The following is a 19,200-nucleotide window of genomic DNA, read 5'->3' as shown; positions in this document are numbered from 1 at the left end:
TACACTCTATTTTATATCATTAATTGTTATAATATTATTTTTTTGAAAATAAAATATCGTTAGACAAAAAAAGGAAGCACGATTCATCGCACTTCCTTTTTTAAAAATTATTTTTTTGTCACAGTAATTGTCCATGCAGCATCGCTTAATGCTTCATAGTTTGATACGGTATGACCTTCTTCTGCAGCCCAGCGTGGAATTGATTCTGTCGCTTGTGTACAGTCAAAATTGATAACTAAATCGTCCCCTGATTGTAAGTCTTTCATCGCATCTTTTGCTTCGATTAACGGGAATGGACAAACTTTCCCTGCTGTTTCTAATACTTTTTTCATTATTATTTCCTCCTTAAATTAAGCGGCGCGTTGTTTTGTTGGGCGTACAAACACAAAGTATGACGCTACCCAAACGCCTAAAATCATAAATACTAGCGCAATCCAGCCTTGCCAAGTCATCATTGCTGTCATTACTAAACCGTTACCGATTGAACATCCACCTGCAAGACTTGCACCAATACCCATTAAAACGCCACCTGCTGAACTTGTCACCATCGTTTTAGCATTTGGTACACGCCAGCGGAATTCACCACTTGCTTTCGCCGCAATAAATGAACCGATAAACAAACCTAATACTAAAAACATACCCCAGTTTAAAAATTGATTATCTCCTGTTACTGCAAATTGTAAAATATTAGCCGTCGGTACCGTAACACCAAGGCCAAACATACGACCTGTGGCTTCTGATACAGGCCATGCAATTGCGGCAATTAGACCGACAAGTACAGCTGTTACAAAGGGACTCCAGCGCTTTTCAAATAAAATATGCGCAAGTCCTGATTTTTTTGGCTTTAATTGTGGAATTTTCACTTTTGGGCGACGTGCATAGTTTATTAGCACTACTGACACAACAAGCACAAGCACAGCAATCAGTATCCATGTGTTCACATGAAGTGTCTCAGCCATCGAATTATTAACGACACCTACAGAAGATACAGATGTTGTAATCCCTGCAAGTACACCTGTTTTCATCATCGCTGCTGTCAGCATATAAAACCCAAGTGCAGCCCAACTACCAATAAGGCCTTCACCCGCACGATACCAAGTACCGGTCGCACAGCCACCCGCTAAAATAATACCGATACCAAATACAAAAGCACCACTTATAATCGCAACTAATGAAAATGTGCCTGCTGTAAATTGAACTTTTCCAGCAGCAATTAACGCGTAAACCATAACGCTTTGTACAGTAATTGCCAGTAATAACGCATAAAACATACGATTATCTTTTGCGATATACATATCACGGAAACCACCCGTTAGGCACCAGCGACCACGTTGCAACACGAAGCCTAATAGGGCACCTACAAATAGACCTGTTAAAATCATAAATGTCATTCATCTAAACTCCTTCAAAACCCAGCAATTTTATATGATTTATTATAGTAAATCATTTGAATATTGCAACGTGATTTTATACATTTCCTACAAGTTTACTTATAATTAAGCGGTTTTATGTAAAATCGAGTAGTTGAAGCAAAAAGAAAAAAGAAAAACTTTTTCAAGTTTTTCCTTTTTTGCAAATTATTGAACGCGTAATTTATAATAATATTCCGCTTCACCTTTATATCCTTTTTTACCAGAGCCGTCCCATTTCGCTGTATACGTGTAATAATAAATACCTTTATCTTGCGGTGCGAATAATAAAGAACCTTTTAATTTTTCTTTCCCTTTTTTTCCTTCTTCTGTAACCCATTCTAGTTCACCTGAAGTCGGACGATCTTTACTATCAATTGCGAATGTTAACGCTGTCCCCATTGTTGCTGGAATAGCTTCTGCTTTTTCTAATGTTTCAACGATGTCCTCGCCTTTTTCGCAGTTTTCTTTTCCTTCTACTTCCCAGCAATAATCGCCTAAAACACCTTTATCTTTATTATTCGTTGTCATCAACTCACTTTTGGGTGGTTGTGTGACATCTTCACCGCAACCAGCTAGTAATAGCCCTGTTGTTGCAAATGTTGCAAATGCCCATTTTAAACCTTTCATTATCTAAATCTCTCCTTATCTATCGTTCAGTTCTTCTCTATTATAGCTTTTCTATTTCAACTCTAACAGTCGCATTACAGTGGAAAATGACACGTTTCTTCAATTGTGCGACAATCCACACAATTTCTACAAAAAGTAACAGCATTATTTTAATTCCGTTATTAATTTGGCCAATAACGCAAAGCGCTTTGGAATTTCTGATAACACAATATGTTCATTACTCGCATGCATACCTTCACCAATAACCCCTAAACCGTCCAATGTTGGCGTAAACTCACTCGTAAAATTCGCATCACTGCCTCCACCTGCCGCAATTTGTTTTACAATATAATCAAGTTCTCCAGCAATAGCATATGTTTCATCAAAAATATGCTCGGTGCTATCCAAACGTGGCATTGGTGGACGATCGACACCGCCTGTAACGGTTAATGTAATGTCTTTACGCGTTGGTTTTAACTGTTTAAAAAAGCGCTCGATATGACTTTGTTGATGCTTCGTGAGCACGCGCACATCAACACCTAAGTGAACACGCTCAGGAACGACATTTTTGGCACTACCACCTTGAATAGTCCCAATATTAACGGTTGTGCCAAGTTCTAAATCCGTCAAATGACTTAAATGTTCAATTTGCTTCGCCGCTTCGATAATAGCACTAACGCCTAGGGTAAATGCATTCCCTGCATGCGCCGCCTTTCCAGTGATCTCAATATCATACGATAAAATGCCTTTTCGACTTGTCTTTAGCGCACCACTTGCCTCTGGTGGCTCTAGCACGAGTGCTACTTTACTTTTTTTCGCCTCTTCCTTAATTAATTCACGCGATGTTTTACTACCAACTTCTTCATCACTATTAAAAATACAGACGATTTTATAAGGGATACCTATCTCTAATTCTCTACAAGCTTTCAATGCCCAAACCGCCATCACAATACTCGATTTCATATCTAAAATACCAGGTCCATACAATTTATCGCCGTCTTGTTTTATTGGAAAAACTCCTTTTTTCCACACCGTATCATAATGTCCAACTAGTAATAATTGTTCTGCGCCATCTCCATAATCAAAACGCAGATGGCTACCATGCTCTTGTTGCGGAATTTCTTCTGCACGTTGTTTGAATTCACGCATTAGCAATTGTTGGATTGACTCTTTGCATTGATTGGCAGCATCACGATCTATCGATGGGGATTCTTTTTGAACGAGCGTTAAAATGTCTTGTTGAATCTCTTTCATATGCATTGTCATATAATCATAAATTCCAGTCATCTTTACCACTCCTTTATTGCCTTCTATACCCCAAAAAAAGAAGGAATCGAGCTGTCAGTAGCCCAATTCCTTCTTTTTTTATTTATGAGAGGTTTTCTTTTTCTTCTTTAATGCGGGATAGCCGACTAAAATTGCAATAAGCGCCATCACACCCATCAATAGTGGATAAATTGAATACACTTGCCACATACCAACTGTCGAAACACCGGCAATACTAGCAGCAGCTAGTAATTGCGGTGAATACGGTAATAACCCTTGCCAAAAACTGGCGAAAATATCGAGTAAACTCGCTGATTTACGTGGATCCACCTCATATTTATCAGCAATTGTTTTTGCTAATGGACCAGCCATTAAAATCGCAATGGTATTATTTACCGTCGCAATATCAACAACTGATACTAATGAAGCAATCCCCAATTCAGCACCTTTTTTCTTTTTGACACGTTTTGACACGACTTCTAGTAAATATGCTAGACCACCATGATGTTCAATCAGTGCTACGAGACCACTAATTAAAATCGCAATAAGCGCAATGTCTTCCATCCCAATCACACCGTCACTTACAGCCTTGATAAATGTTAAAAATGTATACGAGCCATTCATAAAACCGATAATACCAGACAATACGATACCGATGACTAAAACAAGCATAACATTTAAGCCTGCTAACGCTACAATTAAAACAATTAAATACGGTAACACTTCTACAAATGAATACTTTGCTACTTCTATAGCATCTGCACTACTGCCTGCTGTTAACCAATATAAAATAACACAAGTTAAAATCGCAGCTGGTAACACGATAAAGAAGTTCACTTTAAATTTATCACGCATATTCGTACCTTGCGTACGTACGGCAGCAATCGTTGTATCTGAAATAATCGATAAATTATCCCCGAACATTGCACCACCAACAACCGTCGCCATAGCGAGTGCCATCGGAATATCTGTGCTTTCTGCAATCCCAACACCTATTGGCGCAAGCGCGACTACTGTCCCCATCGATGTTCCCATTGATACGGAAATAAAGCATCCTATAATAAACAGACCTACTAATAATAAACTTGGTGGTACAAAGTCTAAACCTAAGTTTACCGTTGAATCAACGGCTCCCATCCCTTTCGCAACACTTGAAAAGGCTCCTGCTAACACGAAGATGACGACCATCAACATCACATTTGAATTGCCGGCACCTTTCGTAAAAATTTCTACTTTCGTTGCTAGTTTTTCTTGTCGATTCATCAAAAAGGCAATTATACAGGCAATTAATACCGCAACATTTAACGGCATTGCCGTAAAGTCACCACTAATCGCCCCTGTGCCAATAAATAACACGATAAACGCAACGAAGGGCAATAGCGCCCATTTATTTGCTCGCTGCATGTCATTCCTCCATTAATTAAAAATAAGACAGTTTATATCATACGCCAATTCAAGAACAGTGTAAATTTTTTGTTTTTTCAATTTTTTTATATATAAATGCAAAAAGACGCATAAAAACGCGTCTTTTTTTGTACTACTTCACTTCAATTTGGCCCATCATACCATTGTCCTCATGCTCTAAAATATGACAGTGGAACATATACATCCCTTCGTATGGGAATTTAACCGCAATACGCGCTTTTTGACCAGGCTGTAACGTGATTGTATCTTTATAGCCTTGTAAGCTTGGCTCTGGCTTTTCACCATTCACACTTAGTACTAAAAACTGTGTACCATGAATATGGAAAGGATGAATCATACCGCCTTCATCGGTAATAGCATTGTCAATTTCCCAGACTTCTGTTTCACCTTTTTTCTGTGTGAAATCAACACGCTTTTCATCAAATTTTTTGCCATTAATCGTCACGTTCTCACGCATGCCTTCCATTTTGACAACTTTTGTTGGTTGTTGCTCTAGAAGCGCTTTGTCTACTTTAATCGTATTTAGCTTTGTCGATGCGTTCACTGCCGATTTAGTATCGCTTACATCAATCGGTAATAACACAACATTTTGGTCATTCACTAACGACACATGCTTTTCTTTTACTTTTGATAAATCGACTAAAATCTCTGCACGTTCGCCCGCACCTAATAATAATTCCTTCATTTTTTGTGGTTTATTTAAAAAGCCACCATCTGTCGCAATTTGCGTAAAGGCCATATCATTATCAAAATGGACGTTGTAATTGCGCGCATTGGAGCCATTTAATATACGTAGGCGCACTAATTTCTTATCCGTTTTCAGCACCGGATTAATGACACCATTGATCATCATCGTATCCCCATAAGTGCCGTCACTATTCGCTACTTTGCTATAATCGAGCTGCTTTCCTTCAACAAATGCACGATCTTGTAAAATGATTGGGAAATCATTTTTACCGTAATCATTTGGTAAATTAAGCGCTTCTACATTGTCATCTTCAATATATAACAGCCCAGCTAATCCTTTATACACTTGCTGTGCTGTATTGCCCATTGGATGCGGGTGATACCAAAGTGTGGCCGCCTGTTGTGTCACTGTAAATTGAATTGTTTTTTCCTCACCTGGTTCAATTAAAGCATGTGGTCCTCCATCTGCCTTACCTGAAACTTCTAACCCATGCCAGTGGAATGTTGTTGCTTCAGGTAAATCATTTTTTAAGTGAATCGTCACATGCTGGCCTTCTTTTAAGCGTAATGTCGGACCAAGTAGATTACCGTTATAGCCGTATGTTTTTGTTTCATAGCCGTTGAATAGTTCCGTTGTACCGGCTTGTGCTGTTAACGAATATTCGACATTCTTTCCCTTCTCACTATCGGGTTTCAATATTGCTGGAAATATTAATGTATTTGTTCCTTTATTGTCCTTTAATACGAGCTGCTCATGGTCCATCGAGCCATTTTGATGCGTATTCGCCATCGAATGTTGATGCTCTGAGGCGCCTGTTGTATGATCTGTTGCTCCATCTTCATTGCCGCATGCTGCTAATAATGCTGTGCCGACAAGTAGTGATGCGATGAGTGTTTTCTTCACGTCTTCTCCACCCTTTCATTGTGACTATAGTATACCGAAGAAATATGAATTGTATATGAACAACTATCGACAATTCCAGAAAAAAGAAGGAATTGTGCGGCAACACAGCTCCTTCTTTTAAGATGGACATATTTTTCTAGCTCTGGCTTATTTAATGTGCGTGGTCATGATCGTGATGATGTTCTTCGTTTAAATCACAAATCAATTCATTATGATGCGTTGATTCACTTGATTCAAACTGCACCGTTATATGTGTAATATTTTTATGCTGTAATTTATGCTCTAAATCGTCTAATACTTTTTGTGTTTCACGAATCGTTAAATTATCATCTACAACGATATGACAGCTCAGTGCATTCGTACCGCTTGTAATCGTCCAAATATGCAAATCATGCAGACGTTTTACAGCAGATGTCTCCTCAATCGTTTTAACGATGTCATCAAACACTACATTTGTTGGTGTTCCTTCCATTAAAACATGAACCGAATCTTTTGTTACGGCAAGACCGCTTCGTAAAACAAGTACCGCAACAATAATACTCGCTAACGGATCCGCCCAACTCCAGCCAAATGCCATAATAAGCAGTGCGGCAATGATAGCACCAAATGAGCCTAGCATATCGCTGATGACATGCGCCAATGCTGCACGCATATTCAAATTATCATGTGTATCGCCACCACGTAGTAAAATGAATGCTACTAAAATATTCACAAGCAAGCCAATAATAGCCACAATCAGCATCCCAGTTGTCGCAATTTCTGCTGGTTGCATAAAGCGCTGAATTGCCTCGAAGAAAATAAAAATGGCGATTGCAATTAGCGTAACACCGTTAAAAACAGCTGCTAAAATTTCAAATCGTTTGTAGCCAAATGTTTTCGTCGTATTCGCTACTTTTTCGGCCATCGCAAAAGCGGCAACCCCGACACCAAGTGCAATCGAATCGCTTAGCATATGCCCTGCATCAGATAATAATGCCAAGCTATTGGTCATAAAGCCACCGATTACTTCTACGACCATGTAGGCCGTAATAATAATAAAGGCAATTAATAATGTTTTTTTGTTTGCGCCATGTGTATGGTCGTGTCCATGGCCACCGTGACCATGCTCATGTGAGTGTCCCATAAAACTCCTCCTAGCAGTGAGCGGCGTGCTCAATCATTTGTTTTAATATTTGCATGACATGCTTGTCAGCTTGTGAATAATAAATGCTTGTTCCCTCTCGACGAGATTTTACAAGACGCATATTTTTTAAAAATCGTAATTGATGTGACACAGTCGATTGTTTTAATGCTAACTCGTCACTAATTTCATTCACTGCATATTCTCGCTCAAACAACAAATATAAAATACGAATACGCGTCGGGTCACTAATCGCTTTAAATGTTTGCGACACGATAAATAACGTTTCTTCATCTAATTCCTGCGTGAAATCTATCGTTGGTTGTACATCCATACCATCACCTCTTATGCTTATATGATTATATGTTCATATATAGTATATTTTGGCTTAACGCTTCTGTCAATGTATTTCATGCATCGATTTACTAATCGAAAACTAAAAACAGCGCCGCTTACCAATACCATCGTACACACTGTTTCACTGCATCTATTCGGCACGAAATAACGCCAAGGTTTTGGGGATTTCTAGTAATGTAGTTCCCTTTTCGATGGCTTCTTCTAAGCAAGTAATGGCGGCTGCTACATCGCCTATTTCATGTAAAATTAATGCCTGCTCATAAAGCGCTCGGTCAAGGCTAGGAGCTAAGCGTAGCGCGTGCTCACTTGCTTCTAGCGCCCATTTATAATGCTGATGCCTACGCAGGCGCCTCGCTAAATTCATCATATATTCAGCAGATTCATGACGCCGACTACGAGGAAATTCTAAAGTAATGGGCTGTTCTGCAAAAAATTGTTCAAACACATGACGAAGCTGTCCTACCTCCTTTAAATAAAGTGGGACCCGGTGCCCTGCATATGGTAGCGCTAAAACTGTGCATTGAAGTAGTGTATTCTTTAAATTTTCTTCATAAAATCGCCCATCTGTCACATTTTTTATATCGAGTAATAAGGTAACGGGTGCGCTAACAATCGGAAATTGTTTATACGCTTGCTTTCCTAAATTTCGAGGTGAAAATGCCAAAATTTGTACAGATGGAATAACGGCACCTAAATACAGCGCACAATAACCAGCAAGGCTCGTGCCATAAGCAAAGGTCTTATTATAATTTTTAAAAATAGCGGCTGTTAATGCCTTGTAGTGCGCCTGTGAAATATCTTCATAATAATAGTCGATGCGATTACGTCGCAATGCAACGATGTCTAATTGTTGATTATTAATATAATATGTTGAAAAAATCGGATCATCTACGGTTAATTCCACCGTATCAAATGCTGCCACAATCCCCCGAGCGATGCCCTGCCATTTATAAAATTCAAGTGTATAGTTCGCCGTTTTATGCACGATGTATTTTTTATAACCATCTACTGAAAAAAAGTCGGCATGCTTTTGGGAATCATACAATGCTTGTGCACATTGTTCAAAAGAGTGCGCCTGCTCACGATTTCCTTGTAAAATCTTTTCCACACTTAGATGAAACGCTTCTTCAAATTGCATATAAATCCCTCCTTATACGGGATGATTGTTTTTCTCTAGCATGATTTTCATGCCACTTCTATGAAAAATACAAATTCCGTAATTCAAAATTTTCAAAATTATATCATTAATGAATGGCTAACGGGAATAGAAAAATTTTCTATATTCACGATAAATCATTGATTTTACGGCATTTAGACCTTATTATGGAGGAGAGTAATGGCGAGGCTCACGCAAAACACGAATGAAAGTAGACCTGCTTATAAAATTATTCGATAATTTCTATAATTCTATTTTTATGCGTCCCATTACAAACCTGCATACTATTATGAAAAAGAGGCGACGTTTATGCATAAATTAGCAGCTCAATTAAACGACACATTACAACAACAAGCACCAACTGTTTTGGACATGCTTTCAAACCTTGGTAAAGAAATGTACTACCCAACAGAAGGTATTTTATCGCAATCTGCTGAAGCAAAATCAGCTAAAAAGTACAATGCAACAATTGGTACTGCACTTGAAAATGGCAAACCGATGCACCTTAAAGTCATTCAAGATACACTTTCTGCATACGAGCCAAAAGATTTATACCCATATGCTCCTCCAGAAGGAAAAGCAGAGCTTCGCCAAGCATGGCGTAAAAAAATGCTGAAAGAAAATCCTTCATTAGAAGGCAAAACTTTCGGTACACCAATCGTAACAAATGCGTTAACACATGGTTTATCAATTGTCGCAGATTTATTTGCTGATACAAATGATGCCCTCATCATTCCCGATAAAAACTGGGAAAACTACGATATGGTATTCGGCATTCGCCGCGGCGCAAACGTCGTTACATACCCACTTTATAATGAACAAGGTCTTTTCAATGCCGAGGCATTAAAAGAAACAATCATTGCACAAAAAGATGCGACTGGTAAAGCCATCGTTCTATTAAACTTCCCGAACAACCCAACTGGTTACACACCTACTGCTGCTGAAGGTGAATCAATCGTACAAGCGATTAAAGAAGCGGCAGAAACAGGCGTAAAAGTTGTGGCGGTAACGGATGATGCTTACTTCTCATTATTTTTTGAGGATTCAATTACAGAATCATTATTCGGTAAATTAGCTGATGTACATGAAAATGTATTAGCTATCAAAGTCGACGGTGCTACAAAAGAAGAATACGTTTGGGGCTTCCGTGTAGGGTTCATTACATTTGCTGCACAATCACAGGATGTAATTCATGCACTAGAAGAAAAAGCGCGTGGTATTATTCGTGCAACGATTTCTTCAGGTCCACACCCTTCTCAAACATTCGTCTTAAAAGCGCTTGAAAGCAATGAATTCGACGCACAAAAACAACAAAAATTCGATATTATGAAAGGCCGTGCTTTAAAAACAAAAGCCGTCCTTGATAGTGGTAAATATGATGATGCATGGAGCTACTACCCATTCAACTCAGGTTACTTCATGTGCTTAAAACTTAAAACTGTCTCTTCAGATGCATTACGTAAAGTAGCATTAGAACAATTTGGTGTTGGTGCGATTGCACTTGGTGACACGGATTTACGCGTTGCTTTCTCTTGTATTGAAGAAGATGGCATCGAAGAATTATTCGATTTATTATATGCAGCTGTAAAAGAAGTCGAAGCAGCAAACTAGCATTTTTTTAAGCGTTGGCATTTGCCAGCGCTTTTTTGTATGCTTAAAGAAAGGAGGGATTTTTGATGATTCGACAAGCAATACTTGGACATGCAATTGCCGATGCTATGGGTGTACCATTTGAATTTCGTGCGCGCGATACCTTTACGGTGACAGATTATGAAGGCTTTGGCTCGTGGGACGTACCAGCAGGTAGTTTTTCAGATGATTCATCGATGCTATTTTGTACAATGCGCCATCAAATTGAGCATAGTGACATCGATGACTTAAAGCAGAAGTTTTGTGATTGGCTTTATAATGGATACTGGACATATAACCGAAAAGCAAGCTTTGATGTCGGCAATACAACAAAACATGCAATTGATCGGTGGCTACAATATGGCTTTGATACGGAATTGCCTTGTGATGAGCATCAAAACGGCAATGGAGCCCTTATGCGTATTTTACCCGTTATGTTGGCAGCAAACTCGCATGATGACGTATTCCAATTAAGTCGCCGCTATGCACTGACTCATTTGCATATTCGGAGCATTTTAAGTTGCACATTCTTCGGTCATATCGTTTTAGCATTAAAAGATGGTCATTCATTTGCTGATAGCTTTCAGTTGGCACAACGCTACACACAGCCACATTTTATGACATTCCAAGGTGAGCGACCGCATTTTGCAAGACTAATGGACACAACAATTCTAACTGCACCTAGAGTAACAATAAAAAGCTCCGGCTATGTCATCGATACACTCGAAGCAGTTTGCTGGAGCATGGCACAGTCTTCTAGCTATGAGCAGGCGATTTTCACAGCAATTGAGTTAGGTAGTGATACAGATACCGTTGGCGCACTAACGGGTTCACTCGCTGGTATGCTTTACGGTCTACATCATATCCCCGCACACTGGATTCGTGAGCTTGCGCGAATTGATGATATTGAGCAATTAATTCACGAATTTGAGCAGCAAGTAATATCGTAAAAAAGAGGCTGGGACATACGTATAAAAACAACCGTTCATATGAGCATAAGAAAAGCCGGAACCGCGCTGTAGCGCGGTTCCGGCTTTTCGTTGCGAACGCTAAAAAAGGAAAATGACGTGTTTTGTCCCAGCCTCTTTTTTTATTAAGAGGTTGCACCGCGTTGTATCACGCTACGCTGACTAAAGGCTACCGCATGTAAAATGGTTTTTGTCATAATTTCAATACCTGTAAATAAACGGTCGCGATTGTACGTCATATGTGGATCATGTAGGCCCGGTGTGACGCCACAACCTACACCTAGCATCGTCGCCTTAATGTATGGACGCTTCAATGTATAATAATGAAAATCCTCTCCACCTGGCGTTACGACGTCTGCCGCTAAATGATCTAAGCCACATGTATCAATAATGGCTTGCTTCATTAATTGTTTAGCCGTATCGTCTACCTCCGCTGCGACAATCGTTGCTTTCGTCTCAAATTCAATTTTAGCGCGATGGGATTGTTCAACACCCATAATTGCTAACTGTAGCTGGGCCATTAGCTGTTCCATGCCTTCATTTGTTTGGGAGCGTGCGTCAATCGTAAAACGCGCAATGCCAGGGATTGTATTCGCATTTTGCATATCTCCTGCTTGGAAGCTTGTTAATTTAACAGACGATGGAATCATCGGGTCAATATGAATATGAGATAAAGCCGTTACAAGACTTGAGCCAATTTCAATGGCATTTTTCCCTAAATGCGGGCGTGCACCGTGGCATTCTTGGCCAACAATGGTGCCTTCAATTAAACGTGCTGCTCCGTGATAAAGTGCCGGGCTATAGCTATTATCTTGCATTTCTTGTACAGGACGAATATGCATACCAAATAAAAACTGCATACCATCAACTAAACCACGTTCTACAAAAGATAATGCGCCGTTCCCCTTTTCCTCAGCAGGTTGAAACAAGACGCGAATTTTTCCTGATGCAGGGTTGTGTAACTCTTTTAATAGTAAAAGTACTCCTACTGCCATCGTCATATGTGCATCATGACCACATGAATGATTGCCACGAAACTCGCCATCTACTTGTTGCCATAGAGCGTCGATGTCTGTGCGAAGTCCGATAACTGGCGCACCTTCACCGATTTCAACATATAAGCCAGTCGAACCTTCAAAAGTTGTGACATGGAAATTTTGATCACGTAAGATTTTTGCCAAATACGCAGTCGTTTTATATTCTTGCCAGCCAACTTCTGGAATAGCATGTAGTTGTTCATATACTTGTCGTAAAAATGGTTTATGTTGTTCCAGCACTTGTTGCACATGCGTCACCTCTTAAATTTCTATTTCGCTATAAATGTACACTACTTTATCATGCTTTCGATGAAAAAGCAAATTAATTTCAGAAAATTTAATTTTTTAAGTCTTTTATTTTTACCAAAGTTTTACAAATTTTACAATAAAATTTGTTTGAAATTTTCTGTCTTTTTAGGTATAATAGAGAAAAGGCACTAGGAGGAATGGCTATGAATGTTAAAAATATTGCTGTTGACCCGTATGACACAAATGTTGAAATCCCTGCTTTCCTTGACGCATCTGTCTATTTCGAAGACATCGAAGCAGCTTTAAAAGAATTATTACTTTTGATTCAGTCAACGCATAGCGCTGTCGTTAATCCAGGCCCACAAGCATCGTAAATTATCCATAGTTCAGTCAACCATCATTCTTTTTAGGAATGATGGTTTTTTACTGTTCAAATCTTCCATTTCACGATATAATTATCAGAAAATAACGAATTTTCAAAAGGAATGGTGATATAGATGCACGCTCAACTAGAAAAAATCCTCGAAGAATTACAGACCTTTTTAGGGAAGGAACAGCTTTCGACAAATCAGACAGTCCGTGAGAATCATGGTCGTGATGAATCCTATCATGAAATGGCTCTACCTGACATCGTCGTCTTCCCTCGTACGACTGAGGAAGTATCAAAAATTATGCAAGTCGCAAATACATATGAAATTGCGGTTATCCCCTTTGGTGTAGGCTCTAGTTTAGAGGGCCATATTATCCCAGTAACACATACGCTAACAATTGATTTTAGCCAAATGAATCAAATCTTAGAAGTGCGCCCTGAAGATTTATTAGTGCGTGTACAACCTGGTGTCACACGTATGCAATTAAATAAAGAACTGAAAAAACATGGCCTATTCTTCTCAGTAGATCCAGGAGCTGACGCTACGCTTGGTGGGATGGCCGCAACGAATGCCAGTGGTACAACAGCAGTTCGCTATGGTGTCATGCGTGACCAAGTACGGGACTTAGAAGTCGTGCTTGCAGATGGACGTGTTATGCATACGGGGAATCTTGCCGCGAAATCATCATCTGGTTATCACTTAAATGGCTTATTCGTAGGCTCAGAAGGCACACTTGGTTGCTTTACGGAACTGACATTAAAAGTATATGGTATTCCTGAATTTGAAATGGCGGCACGTGCTGTATTCCCTACGGTTCGTCAAGCAATTGAAGCGGCTACAATGGTCTTGCAAGCAGGTGTGCCGATTGCACGTATTGAATTAGTTGATGAGCAATCAATGGAGCAAGCCAATGCCTATAGCGGAACGTCTTACTTAGTAAAACCAACATTATTTTTAGAATTCCATGGTAATGAGGCAGGTTTGAAGCAAGACGTCGAATTTACAACAGAAATCATGAATGATAATGGTTGTTTGGAAATCTTTTTTGAAACAGATAATAAAGCGCGTCATGAGCTATGGGAAGCGCGTCATAATTTGGCTTATGCTTATATTCATGGCTATCCTGGCAAAAAAATGATGACAACCGATGTCGTGGTGCCAATTGGTGTGTTAGCGGATGCGATTGAATTTGCACGTCAATTAATTGATGAAACGGGCATGATTGGTGGCGTTCTTGGACATGTCGGTGACGGCAACTTCCACTCGCTTGTGATGATGGATTTAAATAACCCAGAGGATGTAGCACGTGCGAAAGCCTATAATGCACGTCTTGTCGAGTTTGGTCTTGAAAATGGTGGTACTTGTACAGGTGAGCACGGCGTTGGTGTTGGTAAAATGATTTATCAATCACGCGAGCACGGCGAATCGCTAAATGTTATGCGTGCCATTAAGCACACATTAGATCCTAAAAACATTTTAAATCCAGGCAAATTAATTGCGGAAGTATAACTCAACTATAAAAAGAGATTGCGACAACGTCATGTTCCTTTTCTAGCGTTCGCAACAAAAAACCGGAACCGCGCTACAGCGCGATTCCGGTTTTTCTTATGCTCCTAGGAGCGGTTATTTTTACACGTATGTCAAAGCCTCTTTTTTACAGTAACAATCAACTTCGTTTTGAACGATCTAATGTCACCATCATCACAGTAGCTAGTACCCAAAGCCCTATCATAATTGTAATAATAACACCGTTTATATTTTGTAAATTGAAATTATGATATATCAAATACGCAATAATCACGATAATAAATACGAGCTGAATGGCCATTTTTTTCATCATGTGGTTCGTCCCTTCTTCTTTGTTGATTGTATCACGTTATAGCAGGATTTTGTGCATCGTATTCGTTCTAAACTGAATCGTTTCAATTTGCTCCAAGCGCTGCTCTACGAACGTAAACTGATGCGCTGTATAAAAAGCAATCGCTCGCTCATTCAATGCATTGACACGTACGTATAGCTCAGTGCCTGCTGGATAGAAGGATTCTCCTGTTACCAATAAATGATGCCCAATCCCCTCACTAAAAACGGTTGGGCTTAAATAAATTGTCTCCAGCTCATTTCGTGTACCTATTGAAAAATTAGCAAAGCCAACAATGACATCTTGCTGCAACGCAACGAAAAATAGCGTCGTATCAATGCGGTGGCGCAATTGACGATAATTATAATCAAATGCTAAAAATTGCTGCTGTAGCTTCGGTGGAATAATTTGTTGATACGTTTGACGCCAACTTTCAACGGCGATTTTTTGAATCATCGGTATATCTTCATATGTAGCTCGCCGAATCATGTCGATTCCCCCTTTTTATTTATTATAAAGCGTGCGAATTAGTTGTACAAATGCGTGCAATTTCTTACTATGAAGAGAGGGAGGGATTTTATGGAAAACTTCACGTATTATAATCCAACGCGCCTTCATTTTGGGAAGGGACAAATCTTAAAATTAGAGCAGGAGCTAACACATTACGGTAAAAACGTTTTACTCGTTTATGGAAGCGGTAGTATTTTTAAAAATGGTGTCTATGATGATGTCTATAAAGTGTTATCAGACGCAGGTGCTAATATTGTCGAGTTAGGTGGCGTTGAGCCAAATCCACGTGTCGATACAGCTGAAAAAGGTATCCGCATTTGTCGTGATACGAGCATTGATTTTATTTTAGCCGTTGGTGGTGGCTCTGTAATTGATTGCGTTAAATTAATTGCCGCAGGCGCGAAAACCGATGCAACGGCTTGGGATATTGTGACACGTAAAGCAAAAGTGCGTGATGCACTACCATTTGGTGTTGTCTTAACACTGGCGGCAACGGGCTCAGAAATGAATTCAGGCTCTGTTATTACAAATTGGGAGACAAAAGAAAAATATGGCTGGGGTTCTTCAAAAACATTCCCACAATTTGCAATATTAGATCCAGCCTATACATTTTCTGTACCAAAAGACCAAACAATTTATGGCATTGTCGATAGTATGAGCCATGTACTCGAACATTATTTCCACGAGGCCGACCATACAGAGTTTCAAGACCGTATGTGTGAGGGATTATTATTAACGATTATGGAAGCCGCACCCGATGTGCTGAAAAACCCTGAAAACTATGATGCACGTGCTACCTTAATGTATGGTAGTACAATGGCGTTAAATGGCATGTTAAATATGGGTTATCGCGGCGACTGGGCAACGCATAATTTAGAACATGCCGTCTCTGCTGTACACGATATTCCACATGGTGGCGGCTTAGCGATTTTATTCCCTCGCTGGATGCGCCATTATGTTCACGAGGATGTACAGCGCTTCCGTAAGCTCGCAACGCGTGTATTCAATGTCAATACGACGGGATTAAGTGATTTAGAAGTAGCAATGAAAGGCATCGAAACACTTGAAGCCTTCTGGGAGTCAATTGGTGCTCCGACACATTTAGCTACGTATCAAATCGACGACTCGACGCTTAATATCATTGTCGACCGTGCGATGCGTCAAGGGGATTTCGGAAATTTCGCGACCGTTACAGCCTCTGACGCAGAAGCGATTTTCAAAGCTGCTCTTTAAGTATTACATGAACCTGAAACAACCATATATAAGCATAACAAAAGAAGGAATCGCGCCAAAACGCGACTCCTTCTTTTTTTGCACATCACTATCAAATGACATTCTCTTTTATGATTTCTTACGTAATGCAAATGGCAAATAAAGCACAAGCCACACGATAAATAATAATAAAACAAGGCCAAAAATATAGCCTGGATTCCCAAAAATATGTTCAAGCGGCACGATTGGTGAGCCCGCTGATGGTGTGCTTAAAAACCAGAAATTGGTATCGTAATGCTTGTTAAACATATACATAATCGGCGTTAAAATTAGTAAAAATAAGGCCGGTTTCCATAAGTTTTTCGGTTGTGGGCGTAGTTCTTTTGAAGCAATTAGCATGATGATAAATGCCACAATTAAAATATGATACGTAAAGCTATAATTATTCATAAAACTAAACATTTCACGATGCGTCCAGTTCGGAAATAAGAGTGCGGCGAATGCACCCGGTAAAAAGATGCTATATAATAACTCGCCAACCGTTTTATTTTGCGTGTAAGCATAAATTAAAATAACGACTAATGCCATACCACACAAATCTAGTGGCAATGAACGGATTGACCAAGTCTCAAGAAAGAAAATATAACTATCGCGGATCATTTCCGCACAAATAAGTGCCCAGACTAAAGCAATGCGAATTTTCTTTCGCGCCTCGTCTGTTGCTAAACGATATTGATGCGCGACAAACCAAATCGCAAGTATTCCAAATGCTAGCCAACCTATATGAAAAGAATCGTACAATGAAAAGCCGGTTGTTGGCATACGTTTCCCTCCTTTCGTTGCGTTACAAATAAAGACAATGCGGGTATAACTAGAGTAATGCTAGGGGGTTATTATCATTACAATGTTGTCCAACACATCAAAATGGTAGACGACAAAAACAGCAATGGCTTGTTTTTTATTAATTATTTCGTATGTAATTACTATGACAATCGACTTTGAGACAAAAAGTTTAGCGCTTTTTTGCGCATTAAGTCATCTGCTGATGACGATTTCATTGCTCCTTTTCTATATTGTAAACCAGAACTATATCGCAAAAAAAGCAAAATCTCGTCAGATGTACCATATGTGGTTGATTGAACGCTTTTTAATTTTATGCTGTGGGCTTGTTTTTTCGCTTATGGCTTGCTTCTTATTAGTTATGAGTATGCTACGCCTTATGGAGCCTGAGCCTATAGTAGTTGCTATTGAGCCGATTTTACAAATCGCCGTGCTTATTTTAATTAGTAACCTCTGTTGTTATTTGCTACTGTCATCATACGAAACGAGTTCAAAAGCATTTACACGTTATTTACTGCGTGCAGACGGCTTAAATGCATTGCTTGTCATTTTAGTATCTTTCCTGTTAATTAGATGGCAAGTATCTACTATTGATGAAGTATTGGCGTTTATGCTTGCACTTACCCTATTTAACCAAGCATATCACATTTTAAAACGCTCGCTCATTTTAATGACAGAAGGCACCTCCGAACAACGTCAACTTGCCGCTATTCAAGGAAGTTTGTATCGTTTAGATGCTGTTACAGACATTGCAAATTTACAATTATGGACGGTTGTTGGCGAAGAAATGACGTTTAGTTGTCAGCTATATATTACAGCTGATGCACCAATTCAAACCGTTGAACAAGAAGTGCTGACGCTCTTAAAGCAGCAATACGCGATTACAAGAACCGCCATTCGTTTTATTGTAGACACATCGTCAAAACAACTTACCCCAGTCACCTGATTATAAAAAAAGGTTAGTACAAAACATTTTATTTTCCTTTTTTAGCATTCGCAACGAAAAACCGGAACCGCGCCACAGCGCAATTCCGGTTTTTTTATGCTCATAGGAGCGGTTGTTTTTACACGTATGTTAAAGCCTATTTTGTCATTAGACTTTTTTCACATATTGTGAACGAATATATAAAGAGCCAAAACCTTCTACTTTCGCTTCTAAATCATGCCCGTCAACATCGCCACAAAATTTGATATTTTTCACTTTTGTACCAGCTTTCAAGTCAGATGTGGCACCTTTCACTTTTAAATCTTTAATAATTGTGACACTATCACCTGGATTTAAAATATTGCCGACGCTATCGCGAATAAGCGCCGCTTCCTCTGCTTGTTGTTGCTCAAATGCCGTCCATTCATTGCCACACTCTGGGCAAATGAACGCTGAGCCATCATGATACGTATAGGCCGAATTGCACTTCGGACAGTTTGGAATGTTCTCCATTTTTATCTCTCCCTTCCTACATTTCTCCATCATGCCATAGCTCTCTATGGTCGAACAACCTTTTCTTTCATTTCAATGAAATTTCCTCGCATCCTGTTCACGAATTTTACATTTCTTTACGCTGCGTTAAAGCTCTCCTTACATTTCTTCGTTAC

General features: G+C 39.4%; 20 protein-coding genes. 6 read left to right on the top strand and 14 right to left on the bottom strand.

Going from position 1 to position 19,200, the window contains the following annotated elements:
- Positions 1-107 precede the first annotated feature (107 nt).
- From ACFSY7_RS05040 to ACFSY7_RS05000, 9 genes are all read right to left on the bottom strand, one after another.
- Positions 108-332 carry a sulfurtransferase TusA family protein gene (locus ACFSY7_RS05040; RefSeq protein WP_126989503.1) on the bottom strand — a complete coding sequence of 75 codons (225 nt, stop codon included), beginning with the start codon at positions 330-332 and terminating at the stop codon, positions 108-110.
- An 18-nt stretch (positions 333-350) separates the two neighbouring features.
- Complete coding sequence (locus ACFSY7_RS05035; RefSeq protein WP_380147085.1) at positions 351-1,391, bottom strand: YeeE/YedE thiosulfate transporter family protein; 1,041 nt, start codon at positions 1,389-1,391, stop codon at positions 351-353.
- 186 nt (positions 1,392-1,577) lie between these two features.
- The gene (locus ACFSY7_RS05030; RefSeq protein ID WP_380147084.1) at positions 1,578-2,039 is read right to left on the bottom strand and encodes a hypothetical protein; all 462 of its coding nucleotides are present in this window, start codon (positions 2,037-2,039) and stop codon (positions 1,578-1,580) included.
- Between the two features lie 144 nt (positions 2,040-2,183).
- The gene (locus ACFSY7_RS05025) at positions 2,184-3,305 is read right to left on the bottom strand and encodes a M20 family metallopeptidase (RefSeq protein WP_380147083.1); all 1,122 of its coding nucleotides are present in this window, start codon (positions 3,303-3,305) and stop codon (positions 2,184-2,186) included.
- A gap of 78 nt (positions 3,306-3,383) precedes the next feature.
- The gene (locus ACFSY7_RS05020; protein WP_380147081.1) at positions 3,384-4,688 is read right to left on the bottom strand and encodes a Na+/H+ antiporter NhaC family protein; all 1,305 of its coding nucleotides are present in this window, start codon (positions 4,686-4,688) and stop codon (positions 3,384-3,386) included.
- 133 nt (positions 4,689-4,821) lie between these two features.
- The gene (locus tag ACFSY7_RS05015) at positions 4,822-6,300 is read right to left on the bottom strand and encodes a multicopper oxidase family protein (RefSeq protein WP_380147080.1); all 1,479 of its coding nucleotides are present in this window, start codon (positions 6,298-6,300) and stop codon (positions 4,822-4,824) included.
- A 151-nt stretch (positions 6,301-6,451) separates the two neighbouring features.
- On the bottom strand, positions 6,452-7,423 hold the full coding sequence (locus ACFSY7_RS05010) for a cation diffusion facilitator family transporter (RefSeq protein ID WP_380147079.1): 972 nt from the start codon (positions 7,421-7,423) through the stop codon (positions 6,452-6,454).
- A gap of 10 nt (positions 7,424-7,433) precedes the next feature.
- On the bottom strand, positions 7,434-7,754 hold the full coding sequence (locus tag ACFSY7_RS05005; RefSeq protein WP_380147078.1) for an ArsR/SmtB family transcription factor: 321 nt from the start codon (positions 7,752-7,754) through the stop codon (positions 7,434-7,436).
- A gap of 153 nt (positions 7,755-7,907) precedes the next feature.
- Positions 7,908-8,915, bottom strand: a complete 1,008-nt coding sequence (locus ACFSY7_RS05000) for a hypothetical protein (RefSeq protein ID WP_380147077.1) — start codon at positions 8,913-8,915, stop codon at positions 7,908-7,910.
- A 327-nt stretch (positions 8,916-9,242) separates the two neighbouring features.
- Between ACFSY7_RS05000 and ACFSY7_RS04995 the strand changes: the two genes are divergently transcribed.
- Together ACFSY7_RS04995 and ACFSY7_RS04990 are read left to right on the top strand one after the other, a co-directional pair.
- Positions 9,243-10,544, top strand: coding sequence for an aminotransferase class I/II-fold pyridoxal phosphate-dependent enzyme (locus tag ACFSY7_RS04995; protein ID WP_380147076.1), 1,302 nt, complete (start codon positions 9,243-9,245; stop codon positions 10,542-10,544).
- A 65-nt stretch (positions 10,545-10,609) separates the two neighbouring features.
- A complete protein-coding gene (locus tag ACFSY7_RS04990) occupies positions 10,610-11,512 on the top strand; it encodes an ADP-ribosylglycohydrolase family protein (RefSeq protein WP_380147075.1) in 903 nt (300 codons plus the stop codon).
- Positions 11,513-11,655: 143 nt separating this feature from the next.
- Here ACFSY7_RS04990 and ACFSY7_RS04985 read toward each other — a convergent pair whose 3' ends face one another.
- Entirely contained in the window at positions 11,656-12,816 is a 1,161-nt protein-coding gene (locus ACFSY7_RS04985; RefSeq protein ID WP_139991896.1) for a M20 peptidase aminoacylase family protein, read from the bottom strand.
- A gap of 203 nt (positions 12,817-13,019) precedes the next feature.
- On the opposite strand from ACFSY7_RS04985, the gene ACFSY7_RS04980 reads away from it, so the two are divergent.
- Positions 13,020-13,190: a hypothetical protein gene (locus ACFSY7_RS04980; RefSeq protein ID WP_380147074.1), complete on the top strand. Its 171-nt coding sequence runs from the start codon at positions 13,020-13,022 to the stop codon at positions 13,188-13,190.
- Positions 13,191-13,313: 123 nt separating this feature from the next.
- Positions 13,314-14,696 carry an FAD-binding oxidoreductase gene (locus tag ACFSY7_RS04975; protein ID WP_380147073.1) on the top strand — a complete coding sequence of 461 codons (1,383 nt, stop codon included), beginning with the start codon at positions 13,314-13,316 and terminating at the stop codon, positions 14,694-14,696.
- Positions 14,697-14,853: 157 nt separating this feature from the next.
- Here ACFSY7_RS04975 and ACFSY7_RS04970 read toward each other — a convergent pair whose 3' ends face one another.
- A complete protein-coding gene (locus ACFSY7_RS04970) occupies positions 14,854-15,027 on the bottom strand; it encodes a hypothetical protein (RefSeq protein WP_158620944.1) in 174 nt (57 codons plus the stop codon).
- Positions 15,028-15,063: 36 nt separating this feature from the next.
- Positions 15,064-15,534, bottom strand: coding sequence for a GNAT family N-acetyltransferase (locus ACFSY7_RS04965; protein ID WP_380147071.1), 471 nt, complete (start codon positions 15,532-15,534; stop codon positions 15,064-15,066).
- A gap of 90 nt (positions 15,535-15,624) precedes the next feature.
- Here ACFSY7_RS04965 and ACFSY7_RS04960 point away from each other — a divergent pair, with 90 nt between their 5' ends.
- Positions 15,625-16,788, top strand: a complete 1,164-nt coding sequence (locus ACFSY7_RS04960; protein ID WP_380147069.1) for an iron-containing alcohol dehydrogenase — start codon at positions 15,625-15,627, stop codon at positions 16,786-16,788.
- 108 nt (positions 16,789-16,896) lie between these two features.
- Here the strand turns inward: ACFSY7_RS04960 and ACFSY7_RS04955 are convergent, their stop codons facing one another.
- Positions 16,897-17,589, bottom strand: coding sequence for a TMEM164-related integral membrane acyltransferase (locus tag ACFSY7_RS04955; protein ID WP_380147068.1), 693 nt, complete (start codon positions 17,587-17,589; stop codon positions 16,897-16,899).
- 124 nt (positions 17,590-17,713) lie between these two features.
- Here ACFSY7_RS04955 and ACFSY7_RS04950 point away from each other — a divergent pair, with 124 nt between their 5' ends.
- Positions 17,714-18,553: a cation transporter gene (locus ACFSY7_RS04950; RefSeq protein ID WP_380147067.1), complete on the top strand. Its 840-nt coding sequence runs from the start codon at positions 17,714-17,716 to the stop codon at positions 18,551-18,553.
- A gap of 147 nt (positions 18,554-18,700) precedes the next feature.
- Here the strand turns inward: ACFSY7_RS04950 and ACFSY7_RS04945 are convergent, their stop codons facing one another.
- Complete coding sequence (locus ACFSY7_RS04945) at positions 18,701-19,045, bottom strand: zinc ribbon domain-containing protein YjdM (RefSeq protein WP_126989486.1); 345 nt, start codon at positions 19,043-19,045, stop codon at positions 18,701-18,703.
- Between the last annotated feature and the right edge of the window lie 155 nt (positions 19,046-19,200).

The organism is Kurthia populi (genome assembly GCF_042686175.1).
Lineage (GTDB): Bacteria > Bacillota > Bacilli > Bacillales_A > Planococcaceae > Kurthia > Kurthia populi.
This window is presented reverse-complemented; position numbering and strand designations above follow the sequence as displayed.